This window comes from Brevundimonas sp. FV1ye7S, from assembly GCF_058680995.1.
In genome coordinates this window covers 3,240,759-3,265,815 of sequence record NZ_CM178726.1, presented here as the reverse complement: position 1 = coordinate 3,265,815, position 25,057 = coordinate 3,240,759, and the positions used below count along the sequence as shown (strand labels likewise).

Annotated in this window: 25 protein-coding genes and 1 tRNA gene; 11 read left to right on the top strand and 15 right to left on the bottom strand. The window is 68.0% G+C overall.

Annotated features, from left to right (window positions below):
• Nucleotides 1-6 precede the first annotated feature (6 nt).
• Nucleotides 7-999, bottom strand: a complete 993-nt coding sequence (locus ACW18C_RS15900) for a KpsF/GutQ family sugar-phosphate isomerase (protein ID WP_426025821.1) — start codon at nt 997-999, stop codon at nt 7-9.
• Between the two features lie 198 nt (nt 1,000-1,197).
• Between ACW18C_RS15900 and otsB the strand changes: the two genes are divergently transcribed.
• The 3 genes from otsB to ACW18C_RS15885 are packed head-to-tail and all read left to right on the top strand — an operon-like array spanning nt 1,198 to nt 5,182.
• Nucleotides 1,198-1,926, top strand: coding sequence for a trehalose-phosphatase (otsB, locus tag ACW18C_RS15895; protein ID WP_492074048.1), 729 nt, complete (start codon nt 1,198-1,200; stop codon nt 1,924-1,926).
• A gap of 4 nt (nt 1,927-1,930) precedes the next feature.
• Nucleotides 1,931-3,715 carry a glycoside hydrolase family 15 protein gene (locus ACW18C_RS15890; protein WP_492071940.1) on the top strand — a complete coding sequence of 595 codons (1,785 nt, stop codon included), beginning with the start codon at nt 1,931-1,933 and terminating at the stop codon, nt 3,713-3,715.
• Nucleotides 3,716-3,769: 54 nt separating this feature from the next.
• The gene (locus tag ACW18C_RS15885; RefSeq protein WP_008264209.1) at nt 3,770-5,182 is read left to right on the top strand and encodes an alpha,alpha-trehalose-phosphate synthase (UDP-forming); all 1,413 of its coding nucleotides are present in this window, start codon (nt 3,770-3,772) and stop codon (nt 5,180-5,182) included.
• 6 nt (nt 5,183-5,188) lie between these two features.
• On the opposite strand, the gene ACW18C_RS15880 is transcribed toward ACW18C_RS15885, so the two are convergent.
• From ACW18C_RS15880 to ACW18C_RS15855, 6 genes are all read right to left on the bottom strand, one after another.
• On the bottom strand, nt 5,189-6,172 hold the full coding sequence (locus ACW18C_RS15880; protein WP_492071939.1) for an esterase-like activity of phytase family protein: 984 nt from the start codon (nt 6,170-6,172) through the stop codon (nt 5,189-5,191).
• Nucleotides 6,169-8,052 carry a cobaltochelatase subunit CobT gene (gene cobT / locus ACW18C_RS15875; protein WP_492071937.1) on the bottom strand — a complete coding sequence of 628 codons (1,884 nt, stop codon included), beginning with the start codon at nt 8,050-8,052 and terminating at the stop codon, nt 6,169-6,171. The genes ACW18C_RS15880 and cobT overlap by 4 nt, the downstream gene beginning before the upstream one ends.
• Before the next feature lie 41 nt (nt 8,053-8,093).
• The gene (locus tag ACW18C_RS15870; protein ID WP_492071935.1) at nt 8,094-9,347 is read right to left on the bottom strand and encodes a DUF418 domain-containing protein; all 1,254 of its coding nucleotides are present in this window, start codon (nt 9,345-9,347) and stop codon (nt 8,094-8,096) included.
• Nucleotides 9,348-9,384: 37 nt separating this feature from the next.
• Nucleotides 9,385-9,942 carry a phthalate transporter gene (locus ACW18C_RS15865; RefSeq protein WP_154725830.1) on the bottom strand — a complete coding sequence of 186 codons (558 nt, stop codon included), beginning with the start codon at nt 9,940-9,942 and terminating at the stop codon, nt 9,385-9,387.
• The gene (locus tag ACW18C_RS15860; RefSeq protein ID WP_492071933.1) at nt 9,939-10,820 is read right to left on the bottom strand and encodes a 3-hydroxybutyryl-CoA dehydrogenase; all 882 of its coding nucleotides are present in this window, start codon (nt 10,818-10,820) and stop codon (nt 9,939-9,941) included. The genes ACW18C_RS15865 and ACW18C_RS15860 overlap by 4 nt, the downstream gene beginning before the upstream one ends.
• Nucleotides 10,821-10,942: 122 nt before the next feature.
• Entirely contained in the window at nt 10,943-11,248 is a 306-nt protein-coding gene (locus ACW18C_RS15855; protein ID WP_008262663.1) for a YggT family protein, read from the bottom strand.
• A 166-nt stretch (nt 11,249-11,414) separates the two neighbouring features.
• Between ACW18C_RS15855 and ACW18C_RS15850 the strand changes: the two genes are divergently transcribed.
• Nucleotides 11,415-11,490: transfer RNA gene (locus tag ACW18C_RS15850), tRNA-Ala, on the top strand.
• Between the two features lie 38 nt (nt 11,491-11,528).
• On the opposite strand, the gene ACW18C_RS15845 is transcribed toward ACW18C_RS15850, so the two are convergent.
• Both ACW18C_RS15845 and ACW18C_RS15840 read right to left on the bottom strand, forming a co-directional pair.
• Nucleotides 11,529-12,086: a lipocalin family protein gene (locus ACW18C_RS15845; RefSeq protein WP_492071930.1), complete on the bottom strand. Its 558-nt coding sequence runs from the start codon at nt 12,084-12,086 to the stop codon at nt 11,529-11,531.
• A gap of 63 nt (nt 12,087-12,149) precedes the next feature.
• Nucleotides 12,150-12,527: a hypothetical protein gene (locus tag ACW18C_RS15840; protein ID WP_492071929.1), complete on the bottom strand. Its 378-nt coding sequence runs from the start codon at nt 12,525-12,527 to the stop codon at nt 12,150-12,152.
• 139 nt (nt 12,528-12,666) lie between these two features.
• Here ACW18C_RS15840 and ACW18C_RS15835 point away from each other — a divergent pair, with 139 nt between their 5' ends.
• The gene (locus ACW18C_RS15835) at nt 12,667-13,458 is read left to right on the top strand and encodes an SDR family oxidoreductase (protein WP_492071927.1); all 792 of its coding nucleotides are present in this window, start codon (nt 12,667-12,669) and stop codon (nt 13,456-13,458) included.
• A 50-nt stretch (nt 13,459-13,508) separates the two neighbouring features.
• Complete coding sequence (locus ACW18C_RS15830; RefSeq protein WP_008263403.1) at nt 13,509-13,880, top strand: hypothetical protein; 372 nt, start codon at nt 13,509-13,511, stop codon at nt 13,878-13,880.
• Nucleotides 13,881-13,903: 23 nt separating this feature from the next.
• Here ACW18C_RS15830 and ACW18C_RS15825 read toward each other — a convergent pair whose 3' ends face one another.
• From ACW18C_RS15825 to fsa, 3 genes are read right to left on the bottom strand one after another with little or no spacing between them, the layout of a single operon-like run.
• Nucleotides 13,904-14,833: a tyrosine recombinase XerC gene (locus ACW18C_RS15825; RefSeq protein ID WP_492071925.1), complete on the bottom strand. Its 930-nt coding sequence runs from the start codon at nt 14,831-14,833 to the stop codon at nt 13,904-13,906.
• The gene (locus ACW18C_RS15820) at nt 14,815-15,528 is read right to left on the bottom strand and encodes a DUF484 family protein (protein WP_492071923.1); all 714 of its coding nucleotides are present in this window, start codon (nt 15,526-15,528) and stop codon (nt 14,815-14,817) included. Before ACW18C_RS15820 ends, ACW18C_RS15825 begins: the two co-directional genes overlap by 19 nt.
• 36 nt (nt 15,529-15,564) lie before the next feature.
• Complete coding sequence (gene fsa / locus ACW18C_RS15815; protein ID WP_271165077.1) at nt 15,565-16,218, bottom strand: fructose-6-phosphate aldolase; 654 nt, start codon at nt 16,216-16,218, stop codon at nt 15,565-15,567.
• A gap of 30 nt (nt 16,219-16,248) precedes the next feature.
• Between fsa and ACW18C_RS15810 the strand changes: the two genes are divergently transcribed.
• The 5 genes from ACW18C_RS15810 to ACW18C_RS15790 all read left to right on the top strand — a co-directional run bounded on the left by ACW18C_RS15810 (nt 16,249) and on the right by ACW18C_RS15790 (nt 21,659).
• Nucleotides 16,249-18,411: a primosomal protein N' gene (locus ACW18C_RS15810; protein WP_492071921.1), complete on the top strand. Its 2,163-nt coding sequence runs from the start codon at nt 16,249-16,251 to the stop codon at nt 18,409-18,411.
• 144 nt (nt 18,412-18,555) lie between these two features.
• Nucleotides 18,556-19,683: an acyltransferase family protein gene (locus ACW18C_RS15805; RefSeq protein ID WP_492071920.1), complete on the top strand. Its 1,128-nt coding sequence runs from the start codon at nt 18,556-18,558 to the stop codon at nt 19,681-19,683.
• 48 nt (nt 19,684-19,731) lie between these two features.
• Nucleotides 19,732-20,262, top strand: a complete 531-nt coding sequence (locus ACW18C_RS15800; protein ID WP_492071919.1) for a CHAP domain-containing protein — start codon at nt 19,732-19,734, stop codon at nt 20,260-20,262.
• Between the two features lie 40 nt (nt 20,263-20,302).
• A complete protein-coding gene (locus tag ACW18C_RS15795; protein ID WP_492071918.1) occupies nt 20,303-21,100 on the top strand; it encodes a tryptophan 2,3-dioxygenase in 798 nt (265 codons plus the stop codon).
• A 73-nt stretch (nt 21,101-21,173) separates the two neighbouring features.
• On the top strand, nt 21,174-21,659 hold the full coding sequence (locus ACW18C_RS15790) for a PA2169 family four-helix-bundle protein (protein ID WP_492071917.1): 486 nt from the start codon (nt 21,174-21,176) through the stop codon (nt 21,657-21,659).
• A 97-nt stretch (nt 21,660-21,756) separates the two neighbouring features.
• Here the strand turns inward: ACW18C_RS15790 and rplS are convergent, their stop codons facing one another.
• The 3 genes from rplS to ACW18C_RS15775 all read right to left on the bottom strand — a co-directional run bounded on the left by rplS (nt 21,757) and on the right by ACW18C_RS15775 (nt 25,001).
• Nucleotides 21,757-22,179 (bottom strand): 50S ribosomal protein L19, encoded by a 423-nt coding sequence (gene rplS, locus ACW18C_RS15785; RefSeq protein WP_008262119.1) that lies wholly within the window; start codon nt 22,177-22,179, stop codon nt 21,757-21,759.
• A 1-nt stretch (nt 22,180) separates the two neighbouring features.
• Nucleotides 22,181-22,936 carry a tRNA (guanosine(37)-N1)-methyltransferase TrmD gene (gene trmD, locus ACW18C_RS15780; protein ID WP_492071915.1) on the bottom strand — a complete coding sequence of 252 codons (756 nt, stop codon included), beginning with the start codon at nt 22,934-22,936 and terminating at the stop codon, nt 22,181-22,183.
• Between the two features lie 217 nt (nt 22,937-23,153).
• On the bottom strand, nt 23,154-25,001 hold the full coding sequence (locus tag ACW18C_RS15775) for a DUF885 domain-containing protein (RefSeq protein WP_492071914.1): 1,848 nt from the start codon (nt 24,999-25,001) through the stop codon (nt 23,154-23,156).
• Nucleotides 25,002-25,057: the final 56 nt, after the last annotated feature.

Here is a 25,057-nt window from a genome sequence, read left to right as displayed (position 1 = left end):
GAGGCGTCAGGCGACGTAGCCGGCCTGCATCAGTTCGGCGATGTGGACGATGGCGGTCGGCCGGCCTTCCTCGACGACAAACAGGTTGGCGATCTTGTTCGCGGTCAGCAGATCGACGACGTCGCTCATCCGCGCGTCCGGATCGACGGTGATGGGATTGGGACCCATGATGTCGGCCGCCGTCAGATTGGTGGTGTCGCGCTGGAAGGCGCGGCGGAGGTCGCCGTCGGTGACGATCCCCGCCAGCGTCCCGTCCAGGTCAAGCACGGCGACGGCGCCCTTTCGTCCCTCGGTTATGGCCGAAACGACTTCACTGAAGTTGGCGTTCAGGGGCACGCTGGCCGGGGCCGCTGCATTGTCTCCCATCCATTCGCGCACGCTTTGCAGGCTCATGCCCAGGGCGCCGCCGGGGTGGTGCAGGCCGAAGTCCATGGCGCTGAAGGCGCGGCGGTCCATCAGCACCATGGCCAGGGCGTCGCCGAGGGCCAGGGTCATCAGGGTCGAAGTCGTCGGCGCCAGGCCGTTGGGGCAGGCCTCGGCCACCTTGGGCATGGTCAGGCAGACGGCGGCGTTGCGGCCCAGGAAACTGGCGGGCCGCTGGGTGATGGCGATGACCGGTATGCCGTTGCGCTGGCAAAAGATCAGCGGATCACGCAGTTCGCGGCTCTCGCCCGAGTTTGAAATGGCCAGGACGGTCACGTCCGGGCGCAACATGCCCAGGTCGCCATGGCTCATTTCGGCGGGATGGACGAAGAAGGCGCTGGTGCCGGTCGAGGCCAGGGTGGCGGCGATCTTTCCGCCGATATGGCCCGACTTGCCCATGCCGGTGACGATCACATAGCCCGGCCGGCTCATGATGACGTCGACGGCGCGAGCCATCGAAACGTCGATCGACCGCTCCAAGGCCTCCAGCGCCTCGATGTTCAGCCGCATCACGTCGCGGGCGCGATCGGTCATGGCGGCGATGTCATCGGGAGACGAGTGGGCGATCTCGGTCATGGTCTGTCAGGCCCCTTGTGGGCTCTCCTTGGTGCGAGGCGCGCGATCTGCCCCATCCCAAGGCCGCGCGCAACGTGTCCTTTCAGACGACTTTGTCGCTTTCGGGTCAACCTTTGCCGGAGTGGCGCGTTACGAGGTGCTGGGGAAGTCAAAATGAGTGCACGCCACATGCCGTCTCACGCCGGAGCAGAAGCTCTATTGCTGCCGCCGCCGCCTGTCGTCGCGGACGGGATCGCCCTGTTCCTGGATATGGACGGCGTTCTGGCGCCCATGGCGCCGACGCCGGACGGCGTTGGACCGGTCGCGCGTCGAACGGCCGCGCTGAAGGCGGTCGAAGCCCGACTGGCGGGCCGTGTCGCCATCATCAGTGGTCGGACAATAGCCGAGATCGACCGGATTTCTGATCACGCCCTGACCTCGGCTTCCGGCGTGCATGGGCTGGAGCGTCGTCTGAAAGACAAGTCCATCCGCCGCGGCGCGCCTGACGCTGGCGTCGCCGTCGCCCTGGCCGGTTTCAAGGCCTTCGCCGCAGATCGGCCGGGCGTCATCGTCGAGGACAAGGGTGTCTCGGCCGGGCTGCACTATCGTCAGGCGCCGGATCAGACGGACGCGGCCAAGGCCCTGGCCAAACGCTTGCAGGCCGAAACGGGCCTGAGCCTGCAACCCGGCCATATGGTGCTGGAACTCAAGACGCCCGGCGCCGACAAGGGCACGGCCGTGACCGATTTCATGCAGGACGCCCCGTTCAAGGACGCTATCCCTGTCATGCTGGGCGACGACCTGACCGACGAACACGGGTTCGAGGCTGCGGCGGCTCTGGGCGGATATGGCGTGCTGGTGGGGCCGCAACGCGAGACGGCCGCCCGCTATCGACTGGACGACGTAGACGCCGTCCTGACCTGGCTCGAAGCCCTGGCGAAGGCCTGAACCGATGAAACCCAATCTTGATCTCTTCCCCATCGGCAACTGCGCCATCAGCGCCCTGATCGATCGTCAGGGCCGGTTCGTCTGGGCCTGTGCGCCGCGCGCGGACGGCGATCCGGTCTTCTCGTCCCTGATGAACGGCGAGGATCCGGCGCACGGCTACTGGTCCGTCGAACTGGAGGGGCTGGAGCACGTCAGCCAAGCCTATATCCGCAACACGCCGGTGCTGCGCACGGTGTTGACGGCGGAAGACGGCGCTGCGGTCGAGATCATCGACTTCGCCCCGCGCCATCCGAAACACTCACGCACCTATCGGCCCCTGGCCTTCGGACGGATCGTGCGGCCGCTGAAAGGCACGCCGCGCATTCGCATCCGGCTGCGGCCGTCCGCCGACTGGGGCGCCCGGCCGGCGCCCTGCACGTCCGGTTCGAACCATATCCGCTTCATGTGTCCCGACGTGACCTTCCGACTGACCACCGACTGTCCGGTGTCGCATGTGCTGGAAGAGCGGGTGTTCCGCCTGGAAAGGCCGCACGCCTTCTTCATGGGGCCGGACGAGGGCTATGATCAGGACGTCGGTCCCGGGGTTCAGGCGGCGCTGGATCGCACCGTGGCCTATTGGCAGGACTGGGTGCGCAAACTGTATCTGCCGCTGGATTATCAGGAGGCGGTCATCCGCGCGGCCATCACCCTGAAATTGTGCGCCTATGAGGAGACGGGGGCCATCGTCGCCGCCATGACCACCTCGGTGCCCGAGTTCAAGGAGAGCGGCCGCAACTGGGACTATCGCTACTGCTGGATCCGCGACGCCTATTATACGGTGCGGGCGCTGAACCGGCTGGGCGCGGTCGACATCCTGGAAAACTATCTCGGCTATCTGCGCAATCTGGTCGATGACGCCGCGGGCGGCCATGTGCAGCCGGTCTATGGGGTGGGTCTGGAGCCCGGCATCGGCGAGAGCATCGTCGATACGGTCGAGGGCTATCGCGGCATGAAGCCGGTGCGGATCGGCAATCAGGCGCACGAACATCTGCAACACGACGTGTACGGACAGATCGTCCTGCCTCTGGTTCAGGCCTTCTATGACCAGCGTCTGCTGCGTCCCGGCACTGTCGAGGATTTCCACGCCCTGGAGAAGGTCGGCGAGCGGGCCTTCGCCATGCATGACCAGACCGACGCCGGCCTGTGGGAGTTCCGCACCATCGCCCGCGTCCACACCTATTCGTCAGTCATGTGCTGGGCGGCGTGCGACCGTCTGGCCAAGGCGGCGGACCATCTGGGCCTCAGCGCGCGGGGCGAAGTCTGGCGTGAACGGGCCACGATCATCCGCGAGCGGGTCGAGAGCGAGACCTTCCTGCCGGACGAGGGGCGGTTCGCCGCCAGTTTCGGCGGTCGCGAACTGGACGCCTCGTTGTTGCAACTGACGGATCTGGGCTTCCTCGACGCCCACGACCCGCGTCAGGTCGCCACCTTCGACGCCATCGAACGCGATCTGAAGAAGGGCGCCTTCCTGTTCCGCTATGTCGAACCGGACGATTTCGGCGAACCGGAGACGGCGTTCAACTTCTGCACCTTCTGGTTCATCGAAGCCCTGCACCAGAACGGCCGGGTCGAAGAAGCCCGGGAAATTTTCCAGGAAATGCTGAGCCGTCGCACCGAGGCGGGCTTGCTGAGCGAAGATATTTCGGTCGAGGATGGCGAACTGTGGGGCAACTATCCCCAGACCTATTCTCTGGTCGGCATCATCAATTGCGCCGTGATGTTGAGCCGTTCTTGGACCGACGTGCGTTAAACCGCCGAACACCGTGTCTGACCCCGGGGCTGGGGTCGTTGCCGAAGTGAAATCATGAGCCGTCTTATCGTCGTATCCAACCGGGTTTCGGCCCCCACCGATCCTGCCGCCGGCTCGGCCGGCGGGCTGGCCATGGCCTTGTCCGCCGCCTTGAGAAAATACGAGGGGCTGTGGTTCGGTTGGTCAGGCGAGACGATCGAGACCTTCACCGGCGAGATGAAGGTGGAGGACCGGGCCGGGGTCACGGTCGGCCTGGTCGATCTGGAGCCACAGGACGTCGACGAATATTACAACGGCTACGCCAACAAGACCCTGTGGCCGCTGTTCCATCACCGCATCGATCTGGCCCAGTACGAAAGGTCCTACGGCGAGGGCTATGAGCGGGTGAACCGACGGTTCGCCGAGGTTCTGGCGCCGGTGATCCAGCCGGACGACGTCATCTGGATTCACGACTATCACATGATCCCGATGGCGCGGGACCTGCGCCGCCTGGGGATCCGCAACCGGATCGGCTTCTTCCTGCACACGCCCTGGCCGGCGCGTCAGCTGCTGGTCACCTTGCCCCACCACCGGCGGCTGGTGGAGTCGATGTTCGATTTCGACCTGATCGGCTTCCACACCCAGGAATGGAGCGACCTGTTCACCGACTATGTGGTCAGCGAAGCCCAGGGCGAACTGTTCGGCCACGGCGGGCTGGAGTGTTTCGGACGGCGGGTTCAGACCGGCGTCTTCCCCATCGGCATCGACGTGGACGGCTTCCTGGCGGCGCGGAACTCGACCCTTGGCGCCCGGACCTATGACCGGATGGCGGCGTCGGCGGCCTTCCGGTCCATGATCGTCGGCGTGGACCGGCTGGACTATTCCAAGGGGCTGGAGGAACGGCTGCTGGGCTATGAGCAGTTCCTTCACGACAACGCCTCGATGCGGGGCGAGGTCTTCCTGCTGCAGGTGACGCCCATCTCGCGCGACGATGTGGATTCCTATCAGGATCTGCGGGCGCGGCTGGATTCCCTGGCGGGACGGGTCAACGGCGCTTTCGGAGACATGGACTGGCAGCCGATCCGCTATCTGAACCGCACCTATCGCCGCGATCAGCTGGCGGGCATCTATCGGGCGGCCAAGGTCGGGCTGGTGACGCCGTTGCGCGACGGCATGAACCTGGTGGCCAAGGAATATGTCGCGGCTCAGAACCCCGACGATCCCGGCGTTCTGATCCTGTCGCGGTTCGCCGGGGCGGCGGAACAGATGGGCGAGGCCCTGCTGGTCAATCCCTACAGCCGCGAGGAACTGTCGGACGCCATCCAGAAGGCCCTGACCATGCCCCTGTCCGAAAGAATCCGGAAATGGGAGGCCCTGATGCAGGTGGTGCGCGACACCGACGTCGGCATCTGGCGCGACGACTTCGTCAAGGCGCTGCGGTCCGTGGCGAGCGAGCCTGAATCAACCCAGTGGGCGGGGGCGGCCTGAGGCGCCTCAGCGCAGGTCGAAAGCCAGCAGCAGGGTGCGCTGGGCGGGGTTGGCGTTGTCGTCGGACAGCAGATAAAGCCGCGTCGCCCGGCCGCGCCGCTCGGCCGCCACCCCCTCGAAATTATCCGTCGTGCCGGGCAGTTTCAGCTCGATCAGCACCGGCCCCGGCGTCCCGTCCGACGACAGACGACGCAGACGGCCCCGCATGTCGAACGGCGGGCTGTAGCGGCGCTGGACCATGAACCAGCCGTCGCCGGACGGGTCGCGATCCAGGCCGGTGTTGCGATAATCGGCGCCCTGGGGCGCTTCGGTCGGTTGCGAGGCGACGAGGCGGCATCCGGCGGACGTGCAATCCCAGACGCCGCCCGTCTCGCCCGCCGCGCGCCAACCGTCCTGACGATCTCCCGGAAGGGCGGCGGCCAGACCTTCCAGACCTTCATTGTCGGGGAAGACGGCGTCAGGCGAGGCTGCGGGCGTCGGCGTCTTCAGGGCCGACAGGGGGCCATAATTCCAGATGCGATGACGGCGTTCGAAACTGATCAGCAGGTCGCCCGAGCGGGTCAGGGCCAGACCCTCGGCGTCGCCGTCGACCTTGTCTATGATCGGTCCGCCGTCTTCCAGCGTCAGCCGACGCGTGGCCAGACGATCGACGCCGATCAGCCGCCCGCGGGCGTCCAGCCGCAGCTCGCCGCGCACCAGGTCTCCGGCGTCCGACACGGCCACGAAGCCGCCGTCGCCGGTCAGTTTCAGGTCCGACAGACCGTGCAGCGGCGAGCCCAGGCCGGCCACGATCTCCACCCCGCCCGCGAAATGGACACCCGGCGCCAGGATCGCGCCGGGCAGGCCGAGGCCGACAGGCTTCAGCTGGGCCGGGGCGTAGGTCCAGCCGTCCATCCCCGCCAGGTCCGGCTGGGGCGCGCTGAGCGCGGTGGCGCAGGCCGTCAGCGACAGGGCGGCCCAGACGGCGGCCAGACGGCGCAAACGGGTCATGCGGCCAGTTTCTTCCGCGTCCGGCGCGTGGGGCCGGCTGCGCCCTCGGCCTCGAACAGTTCGGCCAGTTTCTCGGTCATGGCCCCGGCCAGCTGTTCGACATCGACGATGGTCAGGGCCTTGCGGTACCAGCGGGTCACGTCATGGCCGATGCCGATGGCCAGCAGCTCGACCGGCGACCGGTCCTCGATCTCGGCGATCACCTGGCGCAGGTGTTTGTCCAGATAGAGGGCGGCGTTGGCCGACTGGGTCGAGTCGTCGACCGGCGAGCCGTCGGAAATGACCATGAGGATCCGCCGCTGTTCGGTCCGGGCCAGCAGGCGGTTGTGGGCCCATTGCAGGGCCTCGCCGTCGATATTCTCCTTCAGCAGCCCCTCACGCATCATCAGGCCCAGGTTCTTCTTGGCCCGGCGCCAGGGGGCGTCGGCGGCCTTGTAGATGATGTGGCGCAGGTCGTTCAAACGACCCGGATTGGCGGGCTTGCCCGCGCTGATCCAGGCCTCGCGGCTCTGTCCGCCCTTCCAGGCCCGGGTGGTGAAGCCCAGGATCTCGACCTTGACCCCGCACCGCTCCAGGGTCCGCGCCAGGATGTCGGCGCAGACCGCCGCCACCATGATCGGCCGCCCGCGCATCGAGCCGGAATTGTCCAGCAACAGGGTCACGACCGTGTCGCGGAACGGGCTTTCGCTCTCGGCCTTGAACGACAGGGGGGCGGTGGGGTCTGTGACGATCCGGGTCAGGCGGGCCGTATCCAGCATCCCCTCTTCCAGATCGAAGGTCCAAGACCGGTTCTGCTGCGCCAGCAGACGGCGCTGCAGCTTGTTGGCCAGGCGCGAGACGACGCTGGACAGGATGGTCAGCTGCTGGTCCAGCAGGTTGCGCAGCCGCTCCAGCTCCATCGGGTCGCACAGGTCGGCGGCGTCCACCACCTCGTCATAGGCGGTGGTGAAGACGCGATAGAAATCCACGGCCCGACCGTCGTCGGCGGTCTGCTGGCGATTGGGCTGCTGGCCCTCGTTCAGTTCCGGCCCGTCCTCGGAGGCGTCGCCTTGCGGGTCGCCGGGCGCGCCCTCGGGTCGGCTGTCGCGTTCGTCCTCCGACGACTGATCGTCGGCGTCCCCCTCCATCGACTGGGAGCCTTCGCCGCCCTGTTCGTCCTCGTCCTCGTCCGGCTCGTCGCTGGCTTCGGGGTCCTGGGGATCGGGTTCGTCCTGGCCGGGATCCTCGGAGGAGTCTTCGCCCCGGCCGTCGCCGGGATCCAGGTCGAGGGCGCGCAGCACCTCGCGCATCTTCTCGGCGAAGCCCGCCTGGTCGCCGGCGGTCGCCGCCAGGGCGTCCAGCTTGTCACCGGCCTTGGCCTCGATGCCGGCGCGGACCAGGTCCAGCATGGACTTGGCGCCGTCGGGCGACGGGCGGCCGGTCAGGCGTTCGCGCACCAGCAGGGCCACGGCCTCGGCCACCGGCACGCGGTCGGCGTCGGCGATGCGCAGGGCGCCGGTCTTTTCCAGCCGGGTGACCAGGGCGGCGCCCATGTTGTCGCGCACCCCTGCCAGATATTCGGAGCCGACCGCCTCGACCCGCGCCTGTTCGACCGCGTCGAACACCTCGGCCGCCTTGGTGTCGACGGGTCGCATCCGGGCGTTGATGGCCGCGTCGTGATTGGCCAGGCGCAGCGCCAGCCGGTCGGCCTGGCCCCGCAGGGATGCGCTCTCAGGCCCCGAAGGGTCGCGCGGCGGATGCGGCAGGGTCAGGACCCCGCCCGCCAGCCGCGGACCGTCCGACCCGAACACCACCTCCAGTTCGGGCTGTTCGGCCAGGGCGCGGGCGGCATGGCCCAGCGCGCGCTTGAAGGTTTCGGCGGGAGTATCCGGGGCGGCCATGGCCCCCAGTTAATCCCTTCGCGCCTGCGATAAAAGCGCGATCAGCCCGGTTTTCGGATCGGCGTCCAGCGGCCGTAGGTCAGACAGCGCCAGACCCACTCCAGCGGCCCCATGCGGAAGGCCGCCAGCCATAGCGACGACCAGACCAGTTGAACCGCCCAGACGGCCGCCACCAGGCCCCACATGCCGACATAGTCCACCTGGCCGAACAGGCGCGGACCCCAGGGCATGTAGAACAGGCTGGTCATGATCAGGGTCTGGGTCAGATAGTTGGTGAAGGCCATCTGGCCCACCGGCCGCAGGGGCGCCAGCCACGACGCCCCGTGCCGGGTGATCAGGACGATCAGGCTGACATAGGCCAGGGTGATGAAGATCGGGAAGGAGGCGACGACCTCCGACAGGCCGCGCGTCGGGTGGCTCGCCCGGGGCGCCATGACCTCGGCCCATTCCAGAACGCCCAGCGGGGCCAGAACCGCGCCGCCGACCGCGATGACCGCCAGATAGAGCCCCGTCGGCGCCCGGCCGCTGAGGAAACCCGCCTTGAACAGGCCCATGCCCGTCATCATCAGGGCCACGGTCGAAAAGACGAACATGGTCAGACTGGCGCCCTGAAGGAACAGCCAGGCCGTCAGGTTCTGCCCCATGGCCCCGGCCCAGCCGCTGCGATAGGCGGCGATGGCGGCGTTGACGGCGTCGAGCGAATACTGCGGGCCGCCCTCGCTCATGGCGTCGACGACCACCGGCGGGCCGGCGACCATCAGCCAGGCCGCGCCCGCCTGCATCGCGCCCAGCGCCAGGGTCACGGCCAGGCCGATCCCGATCAGCAGCCGGGCGGAGAACGACCGCATCAGCATCACGAACAGTCCGGACCAGGCGTACAGCAGCAGGACGTCGCCGTACCAGAAGGCCAGGCCGTGGATCAGGGCGATGACCGCCAGCCAGAACAGCCGCCGTCGCAGCAGACGCCCGCGCGCCGCATCGCCCCGCTCGCCCCCGACCAGGAAGATCGAGGCGCCGAACAGCATCGAGAACAGGGTGATGAATTTCTGGTGGAAGAAGACATCCACCGCCCAGCGCGCCACGGCGTTGGCGCCGGTCACGGGAAAGGGGCTGAGGTCCGCGTCGCCATAGACCATGAAGGGCAGGCCGAACGAGGCGACATTGACGGCCAATATGCCCAGCACCGCCAGACCGCGCATGACGTCCAGGCTGACGATCCGCGCCCCCGCCTCGACCGGCGCCAGGACGGCGTCGCCGACCCCGGCGCGGTTATTCCCCTGGTCTTCCATCGACATCGGATTCCCCAATCCCGCGGCCGAAAGGCCGCCGGCCTCAGCCCCTCGGCATCAAGCCCAGCCGGTCCTTGACCGCCGGCTTGGCCTCGAAGGCGATGAAGGCGGCGCACAGTCCGGCCCACAGGGCGTAGCTGACGCCCACGATCATGGCGATGGGCAGGCCCCCGACGCCGTAGATCAGCAGGGTCGTCTCGGTCGCGCCCAGAGCCTGCATCACGTCGCCGGCCTCGAACCAGCCCGAGATCACCATCCCCAGGGCCACCGCCACCTGCAAGCCCGCCGCGGCCAGTCCGCCGAACAGCATGAACCGCCACACCACGCCCAGGCGCGAGCCCGGCCGGCCGCTGTCACGACGCTCGACGATGATGCGCCACAGACCCAGGGGAACCACCACCAGTCCGATCAGCAGCACCATGAGACGCCAGTCCAGATCACGGCCGAGCGCGACGGCGTGGGGCGGCCACAGCGGCAGGGTCAGCAGCAGCGGCGGCCAGGCGGCGCCGGCGACGGACGCCAGGATCGGATACAGGGGCGCGGGGCGCGAATGGATCGTCGCCTGCCCCGGCAGGTCGCTGTAGCTCTCGAACCGGCTCATCGCGTCGGCGCCGGCGTGTCGCCGGAATAGTCATAGAAGCCGCGCCCGCTCTTGCGGCCCAGCCAGCCGGCCTCGACATATTTCACCAGCAGAGGGCAGGGCCGGTATTTGCTGTCGGCCAGGCCGTCGTACAGCACGTTCATGATGGCCAGGACCACGTCCAGCCCCATGAAGTCCGCCAGCTCCAGCGGTCCCATCGGGTGATTGGCCCCCAGGCGCAGGGCCTTGTCGATGGAGGCGACGTTGCCGACGCCTTCGTACAGGGCGAAGATCGCCTCGTTCATCATCGGCACCAGGATGCGGTTGACGATGAAGGCCGGGAAGTCCTCGGCGTCGGTGGTGGTCTTGCCCAGGCTCTCGGCGAAGGCGACGGCGGCCGAATGGGTCTCGGCCGAGGTGGCGATGCCGCGCACGATCTCGACCAGTTTCATCACCGGCGCCGGTTTCATGAAGTGCAGGCCGATGAACCGGTCGGGTCGGTCCGAGGCCGAGGCCAGGCGGGTGATCGAAATGGAGGAGGTGTTGGAGGCCAACAGGGTGTGCGGCCCCAGGTGCGGCGCGACCTGGGCGTAGACGCTCTTCTTGACCGCCTCGTCCTCCAGCGCGGCCTCGATCACCAGGTCGGCGCCTGTCACGGCGTCGGCGATGACCTCGGTGACGGTGATGCGGGCCAGGGCGGCGTCGGCGTCGGCCTGGCCGATCAGGCCGCGCGCGACATGGCGCGACAGGCTGGCGGCGATCTCGCCCTGAGCCAGCGGCAGTCGGGCGGCGGCCACGTCATAAAGCCGGACCGAATAACCGCCCAGGGCCACCGCGTGGGCGATGCCTGCGCCCATCTGTCCGGCGCCCAGGACGGCGACTGTGGTGATCGTGCTCATGAACCGTGGTCAATAATGGTCGGGCGGGCACCTTTAGGAAGGTGGCGGCGCGGCGCAAGGGTGGAATCGTCCCTGCACATGAGAATCCTGCGCACCGTGTCCGCCCGGACCGACGCCCGGCCTCAGCCCAGCAGCCCGATCAGGGCGGGGGCGGCGGCGCGGTTGAACAGGACGCTGGCGAACTGAAGCAGCAGGATCACCACGATGGGCGAGATGTCGATTCCGCCCAGGTTCGGGATGATGCGGCGGAACGGCTCCAGCAGGGGCGCGGTGATCCGGTCTAGGAAGGTGCCGACCGAATAGACGAAACGGTTGCGGTAGTTGATCACGTCGAACGCGACCAGCCAGCTCAGGATCGCCTGGGCGATGATGAACCAGATCATCAGACTGATGACGGCGTTGACCAGCCAGACGATGGCGAAACCCATGGACGCTTCTCCTGCTTGAGCGAGCGGCGCTTTTAGCCTGTCCCGCCCCCTTCCGACAACGCCCCTCGCGACCCTGCTTCGATTGCGCGCACAAGCCCGTTGACACCACGCCCGCCCGCCTTCTATGTCCCGGCCTCGCCTGGAGGCCCGATCCAGCACTGGAAACGGGGCCGTAGCTCAGTTGGTAGAGCGCGTCGTTCGCAATGACGAGGTCAGGGGTTCGACTCCCCTCGGCTCCACCAGGCGTTATCCTCAATGACTTGGGCTTTGGGGCTACGGTTTAAGGCTGCCGGGTTTCCCGCACCATGGACAGATCGTAGCCCAGTTCTCGGGTCCGGCGCAGGATGGCGTCGCGGACGTCGCGAGACGGGTGGGGCGTGCGGCTCAGAAGCCAAAGATAGCGGCCGGAAGGCTCACCTACGATAGACCAGGAATAGTCTTCAGCGCGGGCGAGCACCCAATAGTCGCCTACGTAGAAGGGACCGAAGAACGAGACCTTCAGCTTGGCGTTCCGGCTTCCCTCGACGATCTTGGCCTTGCCCTCGACCGTCTTCTCCTCGCCGGTCAGGCCGCCCTGGCGGCATGAGTTCAGTATACCCACGAGGCCGTCGTCCCGCACGGCGTATCGCGCGGTGACGCCCTCGCAGTCGCGCTCGAACCCGTTCTCGTAGCGGCCGATCTCGTACCAGAGACCGGCGTAGCGGTTCAGGTCGACGGCCTGCGCGGGTTGGGGAACGGCGGCGTTGCCGACAGGACCGCGCTGGAAGGTGGCGCAGGCGGTCAGGGCGACGGCGGCGCCCGCCAGAGCAAGGATTGGAAGAGTGCGTCTAAGGGACATGGCGATACAAACGGAACGACACCCCCCGCGGTTCCTGGGAGAGGTGACGACCCCTCGGTCTCCTTACTTCAACACCGCATACCCGCGCTCCACCATCCGGCGCAGGGCCTCGTAGACTTCGGCGAGTTCGTCGAAGGCGGTGCGGGCGGCGGTCAGGCGGGCGACCTGGTCGGCGGTGACCGGCGAGCCCGAGTGGGCCAGGCGCAGGGCCTCGGCGCCCCATTTGGCGCGGGCGCCGGCGGTCAGGACGGCCAGTTTCTGCAGGGAGGCGGCGTCCAGCCCGGTCAGGGCCTGGCCGATCAGCTCCTTGTTGGCGACATAGGCGGCGTAGTCGATCTGCTCCAGCTGGCCGCGCAGGCGGCGCTGCTCGTTCGGATCGGTGTCCTGCGGCTCGAAATGGTCGCTGTGGCGACGCACGCTCGAGGTTATTTTGGTCGACATGGGCCGGCCCTCCACGGCCGATCCAGACGGTTGCTGGCGGCCACATGAAGACGAAGGTGCGCTGCGTCGGTTAACGCCGCGTTGCGCTGACGCTACGGAAACCCGATATCCGCCGCCTGAGCCAAAGCATGGAGCCGACATGGACCTGAAACTCACGCGCAAACGCGCCCTGATCTGCGGCGGTTCGTCCGGCCTGGGCCGGGCCGTGGCCACGGCCCTGGTGGCCGAAGGCGCCCATATGGCCCTGTTGTCGCGCGACGCGGCCAGGCTTCAGGCCGTGGCCGACGAACTGAACGCCATGGGCCCGGGCAAGGCGGCCGTGGTCACGGCCGATCTGGCCGATCACGAGGCCCTGATGAAGGCCGCCGACCTGGCCGAGGAGTTGCTGGGCGGCCATATCGAGATCCTGCTGAACAACACCGGGGGGCCGCCGCCGTCGGGCGTGTCGGGGCTGGAGCCGTCGGTCTGGCGCGATCATTTCGAATCCATGGTGTTGTCGGTCTTCCGCCTGACCGACCGGGTGCTGCCGCGGATGCGGGCCGCCGGCTGGGGCCGGATCCTGAACGTCGCCTCGATCACCGTGGTCGAGCCGTCGGCCGCCCTGGGGGTGTCCAACACCCTGCGGGCTTCGGTCGCCGCCTGGGCCAAGACCCTGGCCAACGAGGTCGGGCCGGACGGGGTCACGGTCAACACCCTGCTGCCGGGCCGGATCGACACCCCGCGCATCGCCCGCCTGGACCAGGCGACGGCCGAACGCACCGGCGTGACGCCGCAGGAGGCCCGCGCCGAATCCGTGAAATCCATCCCCGTCGGCCGGATCGGCGCGACCGAGGAGTTCGGCGCCACCGCCGCCTTCCTGGCCAGCCCCCTGGCCGCCTATGTCACCGGCTCGCTGATCCGGCTGGACGGTGGCGCGGTGAGGGCGATCTAGTCAATCCGCAGTTGCAGGTTTAGGATGGGGCCAGAAACCGGAGGACTCCGATGCTGAGTTTGCTGATTCTGGCCCTGTCGAACGGGGCGGTGATCGTTCATCCGGCGCCGCCGGTCGATCAACCCATGGTGCGGGTCGTTCCGGTGGTGGATCAGGCCATGATCCGGTGTGGCGACCCTCTTGTTCAGACACAGACCGCTTCGCCGTCATCGGCGGGGGCTGTTGCGCCTTTGCTGGATCGCTCGCGAGATGATGGGCAGGTGAGGCGTTACCTGCTTTTGGACCGGCGCGACCAGAACAACTGTCCGGCCCCCATCAGCTATGATGTACCGAATCAGCCGCGCGCCTTGGGACGCGAGTTCGGCCCGTACCGGACGGTCGAGCCGAACCGTTCGGAACGTCCCGCCCGCCCAGGCCTGTAGTCTTTAGACGAACCGGCGTCCCTCTAGGCGCGGGGATGGGCCGCCGCATAGGCGTTCAACAGGCGTTCGGCGTCGACGCCGGTGTATTTCTGGGTCGTCGAGAGACTGGCGTGGCCCAGCAGTTCCTGGATCGACCGCAGGTCGGCGCCGGCGCCCAGCAGATGGGTCGCGAAACTGTGGCGCAGGGCGTGGGGGGTGGTGCGTTCAGGCAGGCCCAGCCGGCCGCGCAGCCGCTGGACCGAGGCCTGGACGTGGCGCGGGCTGAGCGGACCGCCGCGCCGGGCGCGGAACAGGGCGTCGGACGGTTGAAGCGGAAAGGGCTGAAGCGCCAGATAGGCGTCCACCGCCGCGCGGACGGCGGGCAGGACCGGGACGATCCGGGTCTTTGATCCCTTGCCGAGAACACGCAACGTCTCACCCAACGGAGCATCGGCCCGGGTCAGGGACAGGCCCTCCGAGATCCGCAGGCCGCAGCCGTAGAGCAGGGTCAGGACGGCGCGGTCGCGCGCGGCCTCCCAGGGTTCGGCGTCCGGGTCGGCGTCGGGTTCGGCCAGCAGGCCGCGCGCCTGGTCCTCCGTCACTGGCCGGGGCAGGGAGGGCTTGATCCGGGGGCCGCGCACCAGGGCCAGTTGGGGCGCGGGCGTGTCCAGTCGTCGATCCAGAAAGGCGTGAAAGCCGCGAATGGCCGACAGGCTCTGGCTCAGCGAGCGAGCGCCCAGCGGGTGATCGCCGGACCGGCGCTCGGCCATATGGGCGCGGACCTCGGCGGCGGTGACGGTTCCCAGGCCTTTCAGCGACAGGGCCTCGCCGCGATGGCGTTCGAGGAAGGCGACATACAGCCGACCGATATGACCGTAGGCCTCGAGGGTGCGCGGCGACAGACGCCGCTCGTGCGCCAGATGCTCGAGCCAGGCGAGCAGGGCGTCGGCGGCGGTCAGTTCAACACCGGCCATCGCTCGGCCATCCGCTCCACCACCCGGGCCAGGAAGGCCGTCAGTTCGCAGCCCATGGTCGGGGTGAAACCCGCTTCCTCGGGCGAGCCGAAGGCGCACAGGCAGGACCGGGGCGGTTCGCCCGGCGTCAGATGCGGGGCCATGCGGATCAGGGCGACCGACTTCACCTGGTCTCCGGCCGCGCCGAACAGGTCCAGCCCCTCGAACATCGGGCCCAGCCAGGTCAGGCCGTGTTCGCCCAACAGATTGTCCACCGCGCCGGTCTCCAGCGCACGCCAGCCGAAGGGCACGCCGCCCGGCTTTTCCATGGCGATGGCGGCGCCGGCCAGACCGAACCGGCCCTGGGCCGCGGCATCCAGACGGCGCGCCAGGTCGGAATGATTGCGCGCCTCCATCAGGTCCAGGGCGGCGACATGGGTCTGGGTCTGGGCGGCGAAATTGGCCCGGGCGATCATCTCGACCTCGCGCCGGGCGCCGGTCTCGCGTTCGACCACCGCCTCGAGCCGGGTCAGGGCGGCGGCGCCGAACTCGACCACATTGCGGCCGTGCGGACGCAGGCCGATCTCTTCCAGCAGGGAGCGATCGTCCAGCAGGGTCTGGGGATGGGTCTGAAGCCAGCCGCGCACCTCGGGCCAATGCAGGCCGTCGCCCAGATGGGGGACGGCCTCCGCCTCGGCGGTTTCGAAAAGGTCCAATGAGCCGCTCAAACAGACCTCTCCGTGACGCGCGATTTACAGGATGGACTGACCGGTCTTGGCCCAGTCCGCCACGAAGGCATCAAGACCTCTGTCGGTTAACGGGTGCTTTACCAGGGCCTTGAATGTGTCGGCGCCGAAGGTGGCGGCGTCCGATCCGGCCACGGCGGCGGCGGCCACATGGGCGACGTTGCGCAGCGAGGCGGCCAGGATCTGGGTCTCGAAACCGTGCACGTCATACAGGACGCGGATTTCCTCCAGCAGGGCGATGCCGTCGGCGCCATTGTCTTCCAGACGGCCGACGAAGGGCGAGACGAAGGTGGCGCCCGCCTTGGCGGCCAGCAGGGCCTGGGCGGCCGAGAAGCACAGGGTGACGTTGGTCTTGATCCCCTTGTCGGTGAAGACGCGGCAGGCGCGCAGGCCGTCCCAGGTCAGGGGCAGTTTGACGACCACGTTGGGGGCGATGGCGGCCAGCTTGTCGCCCTCCTTGACCATGGTCTCGAAATCGAGCGAGACGGCCTCGGCGGAAATCGGCCCCTCGACCAGGGCGCAGATTTCGGCGATGACCTCGGCGATGTTCCGACCCGACTTGGCGATCAGCGACGGATTGGTGGTGACGCCGTCCACCATTCCGGTGGGGACCATGTCCTTGATGACGGCGACGTCGGCGGTATCGAGAAAGAGTTTCATGGACGGCTTCATAGCCGAGGGCGCAGTTCGGTGAAAGTCGCCTCGGTCCTCATTCCCCTGCCCGTGCCGGAAGCCTTCGATTATGAGGTTCCCGAGACGCTGAGCCTGGCGCGCGGCGATCAGGTCGCCGTGCCGCTGGGGCCGCGGCTGATCCGGGGGGTGGTGGCCGAGGTGTTCGAGACCACCGGCTCCAACCGGCGGCTGAAATCGGTCGAGTCGAGACTGGCCGACCCTGCGCTACCGGCCGGGGTGATGGACTTCGTCGAATGGGCCGGGCGCTGGACCCTGTCCCCACCGGGCGAGATGGCGGCGACCGCACTGAAGGGGCTGCGCGCGCCACGCCCCAAGCCGGAACGCCGCGTGCGGCGGGTCGGCGACCGGCAACCGGCGCGCGCCACCCCGGCCCGGACGGGCGTGCTGGAGGCCCTGGGCGAGCGCGCCATGGCGGGCGCCGATCTGGCGCGCGCCGCCGGCGTGTCGTCCGGCGTGGTCAAGGGCCTGATCGACGAGGGCGTGCTGGAAATCGTCGAGATCGCGGCCGAGGCGGCGTTCGAACGGCCCGACCCCGACCATGCGCCGGCGACGCTGAACGGCGACCAGGCGGCGGCGGCTTCGGCCCTGGCGGCCGGGGTGACGGGCGGTGGTTTCCGGCCCTTCCTGCTGGACGGGGTCACGGGGTCGGGCAAGACCGAGGCCTATCTGGAGGCGATCGCGCGGGTGCTGCGGGCCGATCCGGCGGCGCAGATCCTGATCCTTCTGCCCGAGATCGCCCTGACCCAGGCCCTAATCGAGCGGATCACGGCCCGGTTCGGCGCCGCCCCGGCCGAATGGCATTCCGGCGTCGCCCCGCCGCGCCGTCGTCAGGTGTGGGAGGCGGTGGTCGCCGGCCGGTGCAATATCGTGGTCGGCGCCCGGTCCGCCCTGTTCCTGCCCTTCGTCGATCTGCGGCTGATCGTGGTGGACGAGGAGCACGACAGTTCGTTCAAACAGGAAGAAGGTCTGGTCTATCACGGACGGGATCTGGCGGTGGCGCGGGCGCGGATCGAGGGGGCGGCGGTGGTTCTGGCCTCGGCGACGCCGTCGCTGGAGACCCTGTGGAACGCCCAGGCCGGGCGTTACTACTGGCTGAAGCTGGGCGCGCGTCACGGGGTGGCGGTGATGCCCGATATCGAACTGCTGGACCTGCGCCAGCATACGCCCGATCCCCAGACCTGGCTGTCCCAGCCCCTGCGTACGGCGGTGGGCGAGACCCTGGCGCGGGGCGAGCAGACCCTGTTGTTCCTGAACCGGCGCGGCTATGCGCCCGTCGTCCTGTGCCGCGTCTGCGGGCACCGGCTGACCGCGCCGGACACCGACAGCTGGCTGGTCGAGCATCGCTATACCGGCCGTCTGGTCTGTCACCTGACCGGCTTCTCCATGGCGCGGCCCAAACTGTGCCCGTCGTGCGGGGCCGAGGACTCCTTGGTCTCGGTCGGCCCCGGCGTCGAACGGGTCGAGGAGGAGGTGCGCCAGCTGTTCCCCGAGGCGCGGACGGCGGTGTTCAGCTCTGACACCGCGCCCGACGCCAAGTCGGCGCGGGCCTTGATCCAGCGGATGACCGACGGCGAGATCGACATCCTGGTCGCGACCCAGGCCGCCGCCAAGGGCCACAACTTCCCCCGCCTGACCCTGGTCGGGGTGGTGGATGCGGACCTGGGCTTGCGGGGCGGCGACCTGCGGGCGGCCGAGCGCACCTATCAGCTCTTGGCTCAGGCGACGGGGCGGGCGGGCCGCGCCGACCGGCCGGGGCGGGCCATTTTGCAGACCTGGACCCCGGAACACCCGGTGCTGATGGCGCTGGCCGCCGGCGACCGCGACGCCTTCGTCGAGGCCGAGATGGCCGAGCGGGAAGCGGCGTCCCTGCCCCCCTTCGGCCGACTGGCGGCGATCATCCTGTCCAGCGAGAATGCGGCGGCGGTGGAGAAGGTCGCCGCCGACCTGGCCCAGGCCATTCCCAACGCCGAGCGGCTAGAGGTCTATGGCCCCGCCGACGCGCCCCTGGCCCTGGTGCGGGGGCGACGCCGCAAGCGGCTGCTGGTGCGGGCCGACCGCGACGTCAATCTTCAGGCCTTCCTGCGGGCCTGGCTGACGCGGGTGAAGGTCCCGGCCTCGGTCCGGCTGACCGTCGACGTCGATCCCTACTCCTTCCTCTGACGGCATGAAGATGGAGGTCCGGCCTCCGGGTCGAACGGGGGCGGACACGGCCCTGCCGGCCGGTTTCCACCGGACCCGGGCGGGACAGGCGCGGTCCTTGCGGGCCTTCACGGTTCGCAAAGCCCGACGTGCCAAGGTGAGACCATGACCCCCGTCCAGACGCCCGCCGATCTGCGCCCCATCACCGCCCTGCGTTTCGGCGCAGCGATCTGGGTGGCCGTCTATACCTACTGGGAAAACCTGGCCGGCGCCGGGTCCTCCGGCCTTGTCGACAAGGGCTATCTGGGGGTCGAACTGTTCTTCGTCCTGTCCGGTTTCATCCTCAGCCACGTCTATCTTCAGTCGGCGGGCGAGAAGCGGTTTTCGTATCGCGGCTTCCTGTGGGCGCGGGTGGCGCGGGTCTATCCCCTGCATGTGGCGACCCTGGTCGGGGTGGGGTTGCTGGCCGCCGTCGCCCTGGTCGCCGGGATGAACGTGGACGGCAATGTGCTGTCGTGGGTCTCGCTTCCGGCCAATCTGCTGATGGTCCACGCCTGGGGCCTGGCCCCCGTCGCCGGTTGGAACCATCCGTCCTGGTCGATCTCGGCGGAATGGTTCGCCTATCTCTGTTTCCCCCTGTTCGCCTTCGTCTTCTGGCGCGCGCGTGAGAAGCCGGTAGCGGCCGTTGTCGGTACGGCCGCCTTCTTGACGGTGCTGTATTATGGGTTCGAGCGCGTCGCGGGCTTTTCGTTGACCGAGGCGACCATCCGCTGGGGCGCCTTGCGGATCGTGCCCTGTTTCGCCCTGGGCTGCGCCCTGTACCTCGTCTACCGCAAGGCGCCGCTGAAGGCGCCCTGGACCGCCTCGGCCGTGTCGTTCGGTCTGATGGTGTTGAGCGCGGCGCTCGGCCTATGGGACGGGATCACCGTCCTGCTGGCCGGGGCCCTGATCCTGTCCTTGGCCTCCCTGCCGAACGAGCGGGCCGGATGGCTGGCGTCCAGGCCGGCGGTCTATCTGGGGGAGATCAGCTATTCGGTCTATATGGTCTGCGTGCCTTGGAAACTTCTGGCCGTTAACCTCGCGGCCAAGCTGACCGACGCCCCGGACAAGCAGCTTCAACTTTTCGTGTGGTTGGCGATTCTGGCGCTTTTGCCGGTCGTGGCGGCCCTGTCCTACCACCTGGTGGAACACCCGGCTCGCAAGGCTTTGAGAGGGATGGCGCAGGGACGCAAAACAGCGTCAAGCGACAAACCGCAGGACGGCGATACGCCGAAAAGGGTTTTTCAATCCTAATTTCCTATGGTCTAAAAAGACCATCGGCAGTCGGGACGAGACCTCAGCATGATGAAACGGCTCAAAGCCGCCGCGGTTGCGGCGACCCTCGGTTTTTTTGCGCTGGGCGTCACCCCCGTTTCCGCAAAGTCCGATGAGCCGTACTGGCAGTGCGTGACCTTCGCCCGCATGTTCTCGGGCATCAACATCTTCGGCGACGCCTGGACCTGGTGGCGTCAGGCCACCGAGAAGTTCCGCACCGGCGACGCGCCCGAAACGGGTTCGGTCCTGGTCTTCCGTCCCGAAGGCCGGATGAGCCGGGGCCATGTCGCCGTCGTCTCCGACATCCTGACCGACCGGGTCGTGCGCGTGACCCACGCCAACTGGGGCGGCAGCCGCGGCAAGGTCGAGGAAAACGTCACCGTCGTGGACGTCTCGCCGTCCAACGACTGGTCCCAGGTCAAGGTCTGGTACAATCCGATCAACGGCCTGGGCACGACCGTCTATCCGACCTACGGCTTCATCTACAAAGGCGCCCGTGACGCCTTCGACGCCGGTCGTCAGATCGCGTCGAACGCTTCGAGCCAGGGCCAGCACTAGGCCGGCTTGCGCATCCGCCCCCCGCGGGCGATAGCGGCGCATGACCCAATCCAGCGACATCACCTACGCCGGCTATCTGGCGTTGGACGACCTGCTCTCGACCCAGCATCCGCTGTCGGATCAGCATGACGAAATGCTGTTCGTCGTCATCCACCAAACCAAGGAGCTGTGGCTGAAGCAGATCCTGCACGAGACAGCCCTGGCCCAGCAGCTGGTTCGCGCCGGCGACCTGGTCCCGGCCTACAAGAGCCTGGCCCGGGTTTCGCGCATCCAGGCGGTGATGACCCACAGCTGGGACATTCTTTCGACCATGACTCCGTCGGACTATCTGCGGTTCCGGGGTTCGCTAGGGTCGTCCTCGGGCTTTCAGAGCGACCAGTTCCGCCGGTTCGAGGCCATGCTGGGCCTGAAGGACGCCAGCTTCCTGAAGTTCCACGCGGACCGTCCAGAGGCCCTGGCCGCGCTGAAGGCCGCCATCGCGGACCCCAGCCTGTACGACGACGCCCTGGCCCAGATGGCCCAGGCGGGGCTGCCCATCCCGGCCGAGGTGCTGAACCGCGACGTGACCCAGCCTTATGAGCCGTCCGAGGCCGTCGAGGCGGCCTGGCTGGAGGTCTATCGCGACACCGAGCGCTGGTGGGCCCTGTATCAACTGGCCGAGAAGCTGGTCGATCTGGACGACGCCCTGCTGACCTGGCGGCACAAGCACGTCGTCACGGTCGAGCGGATCATCGGCCGGCGGCGCGGCACCGGCGGCACCGAGGGGGCGGCCTATCTGGCCTCGACCCTGACCAAGCGCTGCTTCCCGGAACTGTGGTCCCTGCGCACCAAACTTTGATGTCGCGGGGCGGCAACCAAGGTCTCGCCCAGCCATTCCGCCGTTCGACCGCAATCGCGGAGGAACGGAAGACATGACCAATCCCAACGCCCACGACATCAAGGTTCTGAACAGCCTGATCGAGACGACCCTGGACAGCGCCGACGGCTATGGCGAAGCCGCCGTGGAATCCCGCGATCCCGATTACACCAGCCTGTTCGAGCGCCGCAGCATCGAACGCCAGCAGGTGGCGGACGACCTGTCCGAGGCCGTGCGGGGCCTGGGCGGCGACCCGGAATCCAAGGGCTCGATCCTGGCCAAGGCCCACCGCGCCTTTCTCGACGTCAAACACGCCCTGCTGCGCAACGACGACACGGTCGTCGGCTCCATCGACAGCGGCGAAGGCTTTATCGCCGCCAAGTTCGAAAGGGCGTTGGAAGACGCTAGCATTTCGGCCACGACCCACGAGACCATCCGTCGGGCCTACGCCTTGGTGAAGGCCGATCATGACGAGGTTCACGACCTGAATCGCAGCCTGGAAGGCCAGAGGGACGCATCCAATCCCCTGTACCCGCAGTAGGGTCAGTCACCGCGCATGAAAAAGGCCCCGGCGCTGTCGCCGGGGCCTTCGTCATTTCAGCACGATCCGCGCTCAAGCCGCGCGCGACAATGTCAAATCAGGCTTCGTCGCCCTTGGCGGCCGAACCGGTTTCCGGAACCACGACGCCCTTGGCGGGACGGACGGTCTGGCGTTCGGCGATCCGGGCCGACTTGCCGCGACGATCACGCAGATAATAGAGCTTGGCGCGACGCACGACGCCGCGGCGCTTCACTTCGATCGACTCGATGTTCGGCGACAGAATGGGGAATTTGCGCTCGACGCCTTCGCCGAACGAGATCTTGCGGACGGTGAAGGTCTCGCTGATGCCGCCGCCGTCACGGGCGATGCAGACGCCTTCGAAGGCCTGGACGCGCTCGCGCTCGCCTTCCTTGATCTTCACATTGACGCGCAGGGTGTCGCCGGGCTGGAAGACCGGGATGGTGCGTTCGCCCAGGACGCGGGCTTTTTCTTCGGCGTCCAGCTGTTGAACGATGTTCATGTCATTTCTCCTCGAGCTTTGCGCTCTTTGCCTGTGATTTGGCGAGATGCGCTTCCCAGAGGTCTGGTCGTCGCTCCCGCGTGGTCTCTTCCCGCTGCGCCTCGCGCCATTTGGCGACCTTCTTGTGGTCGCCCGACAGCAGCACCTCGGGTATCTCCAGCCCCTCGAACGTCCGCGGTCGCGTGTACTGCGGGTGTTCCAGAAGCCCATCCTCGAAGCTTTCGGACGACAGGCTGTCTGCCGCGCCGAGCACGCCGGGGATCAGTCTTACGCACGCCTCGATCACGACCATGGCCGCCGCCTCGCCGCCGGCGAGCACCGCGTCTCCGACCGAGACCTCCTCGAACCCGCGTGCGTCCAGCACCCGCTGATCCACCCCCTCGAAACGGCCGCACAGCACGACGATTCCGTTGGCCCCACCCTTTTCAGGCGAGACCCATTCCTTGACGCGCGCCTGGGTCAGGGGCCGACCCCGGGCGCTCATGTACAAAAGCGGGCGCCCCCTAGAAGGGTTGGTCGGCCCCGGCAGGCTATCCACCGCCCGAGCCACCACGTCCGCCTTAAGCACGGCTCCCGGGCCGCCACCCGCAGGGGTGTCGTCCAGGAAGCCGCGCGTATCTGTGGAAAAGGCGCGAATGTCAACCGTATCCAGGCTCCACAAGCCCTTCTCGCGCCAGGCCGTGCCGATCAGCGACACGCCGAGCGGGCCCGGAAAGGCCTCGGGAAACATGGTCAGGACGGTGGCGGTGAAGGGCATGGCGGCGGCTCATACACATAAAGTCGGAAAAATCCGACTCCAGACCTTTCCCTCCCCGCTCCGGGGAGGGTGACCGAGCGAAGCGAGGTCGGGTGGGGGCGGCAAAGCGCCGTCCTCAGCAATTTTTCCGACATCATTCAAGTGCGTCCCTGCCGGGCCGCTCCCACCCGGTCGCTCCGCGACCCCCCTCCCCCGAGGGGGAGGGAGAAAGGCGTGTCTAGGTCGTCGGCGCCCCGCCGCCTGCCGCGATCCAGCCATCGACCTGGTCTTCCAGCACGTCCAGCGGCACCGAGCCGGAGCCCAGGACCACGGCGTGGAAGTCCTTGATGTCGAACCGGTCGCCCAGCGCCGCCTTGGCGCGGTCGCGCAGTTCCTCGATCTTCAGCTCGCCGATCTTGTAGCTGGTCGCCTGGCCGGGATTGGTGATGTAGCGCTCGACCTCTTTTTCGATGTCGCGCTCGGACAGCAGGGAGTTCTGACGGAAATAGTCCATCGCCTGTTCCCGGCTCCAGCGCTTGGCGTGCAGGCCGGTGTCGGTCACCAGCCGCACCGCGCGCCACAGCTCGGTCGAGAGCCGGCCGAAATCGGAATAGGGGTCCTGATAGAAGCCCATCTCCTTGCCCAGCTGCTCGGCGTACAGCCCCCACCCTTCCGCGTAGGCGCCGTAGCCGCCGAAGCGGCGGAAGCGCGGCAGGCCTTCGATCTCCTGGGCGTAGGCGATCTGGAAATGGTGCCCTGGGGCGCCCTCATGATAGCTGATGCCCTCGATCTGGGGCTTCAGCACCTGGGTCATGTCCGACAGGTTGACGTAATAGATGCCCGGCCGCGACCCGTCCGGCGCCGGCGAATTATAGAAGGCGATCGAGGCCGTCGCCTCGCGGAACGGTTCGACCGCCCGCACCTCCAGCGCCGCCTTGGGCAGGGTCGAGAACCACTGAGGGGCCGCCGCCATCACCTGGGCGATGAAGCCGCGCGCGTCTGTCAGATACTGTTCCTTGCCTTCCGGCGTGTTCGGATACTGGAAGCGCGGATCGGTCTTCAGGAAGACGAAGAAGTCCTGCAGCGTGCCGGCGAAGCCGACCTGGGCCTTGATGACTTCCATCTCGGCCTGGATGCGGGCCACCTCGTCCAGGCCGATCTGATGGATCTGGTCGGCGGTCAGGTCGGTCGTCGTCGAGAGCTGGAGCCGGGCGTTGTAATAGGCCTCGCCCTGCGGCAGACGCCATACGCCGGCGTCGCTGTCGGCCAGAGGCTGAACCTCGGCCAGGGCCGCCAGCACGGTGTCGAACCCGGCCTTGTAGGGGCCGGTCAGGGCGGCGCGTCCCTCGGACAGCAACCGGTCCTTGGTCGCCTGGTCGGCCTCCAGCGCCGCGACCTTCTTGTTGAAGTCGGCCCAGACCGGATTGTCCGGCTCATCGTCGAACGGGGCGCCGGAGATGACGTTGCGGGTATTGGCGATGGAGGGTGCAAAAACGAAACGGGGCGACACCACGCCGGCCGCCGCGCGTTGGCGCAGTTCGTCGGCGACCTGGCTCATCTGGACCTGGGCGGCGCGCAGCCGGGCGACATAGGCCTCGGCGTCGGCGACGCTGGAGACGCGGTGATTGTTGATCAGGAAGACGGGCAGACTGGTGGTCGGATTGCCGTTGGCGGCGAACTGAAAGCCCCAGTCGCGCCACTGGTTCGACAGCCGGGCCTGTTGGACGCCGTATTCGAACATCCGCCACGACAAACGCGCCTGAGGTCCCAGCTTCTGCGGATCAAACTCGGTCTTCATCCGGGCCAGCTGGCTTTCGGACAGGGCCAGGGCGCGGTCGGCGGCGGCGTCCGACACATCGTCCAGCCTGTCATAGTCGGTCTTGATCCCCAGCGAGGTCATCTGTTGCGGGCTGAGGGCGATGCGGGCCTGGAAAGCCTCTTCGAAGAAGGCGTTCAGCCGCGCGTCCTCGCTCTGGGCCTGGGGCGACGGCGCGGTGGTCGGCGCTACGTTTGGCGTCTGGGCCAGGGCCGGAACGCCGGACAGCACCGCCAGGCCGGCGACGGACGAGATCAGAAGACGACGCATGGACAACCCCTCGAAGAACAGGCGTCCACCTTCGGGGCGTCGCCCGTCCGAAGCAA

Excerpts from the sequence above, each read along its gene's own strand:
- ACW18C_RS15900 (WP_426025821.1), bottom strand. The coding sequence starts at position 999 with ATGACCGAGATCGCCCACTCGTCTCCCGATGACATCGCCGCCATGACC.
- ACW18C_RS15890 (WP_492071940.1), top strand. The coding sequence starts at position 1,931 with ATGAAACCCAATCTTGATCTCTTCCCCATCGGCAACTGCGCCATCAGC.
- ACW18C_RS15885 (WP_008264209.1), top strand. The coding sequence starts at position 3,770 with ATGAGCCGTCTTATCGTCGTATCCAACCGGGTTTCGGCCCCCACCGAT.
- ACW18C_RS15880 (WP_492071939.1), bottom strand. The coding sequence starts at position 6,172 with ATGACCCGTTTGCGCCGTCTGGCCGCCGTCTGGGCCGCCCTGTCGCTG.
- cobT (WP_492071937.1), bottom strand. The coding sequence starts at position 8,052 with ATGGCCGCCCCGGATACTCCCGCCGAAACCTTCAAGCGCGCGCTGGGC.
- ACW18C_RS15870 (WP_492071935.1), bottom strand. The coding sequence starts at position 9,347 with ATGTCGATGGAAGACCAGGGGAATAACCGCGCCGGGGTCGGCGACGCC.
- ACW18C_RS15865 (WP_154725830.1), bottom strand. The coding sequence starts at position 9,942 with ATGAGCCGGTTCGAGAGCTACAGCGACCTGCCGGGGCAGGCGACGATC.
- ACW18C_RS15860 (WP_492071933.1), bottom strand. The coding sequence starts at position 10,820 with ATGAGCACGATCACCACAGTCGCCGTCCTGGGCGCCGGACAGATGGGC.
- ACW18C_RS15855 (WP_008262663.1), bottom strand. The coding sequence starts at position 11,248 with ATGGGTTTCGCCATCGTCTGGCTGGTCAACGCCGTCATCAGTCTGATG.
- ACW18C_RS15845 (WP_492071930.1), bottom strand. The coding sequence starts at position 12,086 with ATGTCCCTTAGACGCACTCTTCCAATCCTTGCTCTGGCGGGCGCCGCC.
- ACW18C_RS15840 (WP_492071929.1), bottom strand. The coding sequence starts at position 12,527 with ATGTCGACCAAAATAACCTCGAGCGTGCGTCGCCACAGCGACCATTTC.
- ACW18C_RS15835 (WP_492071927.1), top strand. The coding sequence starts at position 12,667 with ATGGACCTGAAACTCACGCGCAAACGCGCCCTGATCTGCGGCGGTTCG.
- ACW18C_RS15830 (WP_008263403.1), top strand. The coding sequence starts at position 13,509 with ATGCTGAGTTTGCTGATTCTGGCCCTGTCGAACGGGGCGGTGATCGTT.
- ACW18C_RS15825 (WP_492071925.1), bottom strand. The coding sequence starts at position 14,833 with ATGGCCGGTGTTGAACTGACCGCCGCCGACGCCCTGCTCGCCTGGCTC.
- fsa (WP_271165077.1), bottom strand. The coding sequence starts at position 16,218 with ATGAAACTCTTTCTCGATACCGCCGACGTCGCCGTCATCAAGGACATG.
- ACW18C_RS15805 (WP_492071920.1), top strand. The coding sequence starts at position 18,556 with ATGACCCCCGTCCAGACGCCCGCCGATCTGCGCCCCATCACCGCCCTG.
- ACW18C_RS15800 (WP_492071919.1), top strand. The coding sequence starts at position 19,732 with ATGATGAAACGGCTCAAAGCCGCCGCGGTTGCGGCGACCCTCGGTTTT.
- ACW18C_RS15795 (WP_492071918.1), top strand. The coding sequence starts at position 20,303 with ATGACCCAATCCAGCGACATCACCTACGCCGGCTATCTGGCGTTGGAC.
- ACW18C_RS15790 (WP_492071917.1), top strand. The coding sequence starts at position 21,174 with ATGACCAATCCCAACGCCCACGACATCAAGGTTCTGAACAGCCTGATC.
- rplS (WP_008262119.1), bottom strand. The coding sequence starts at position 22,179 with ATGAACATCGTTCAACAGCTGGACGCCGAAGAAAAAGCCCGCGTCCTG.
- trmD (WP_492071915.1), bottom strand. The coding sequence starts at position 22,936 with ATGCCCTTCACCGCCACCGTCCTGACCATGTTTCCCGAGGCCTTTCCG.
- ACW18C_RS15775 (WP_492071914.1), bottom strand. The coding sequence starts at position 25,001 with ATGCGTCGTCTTCTGATCTCGTCCGTCGCCGGCCTGGCGGTGCTGTCC.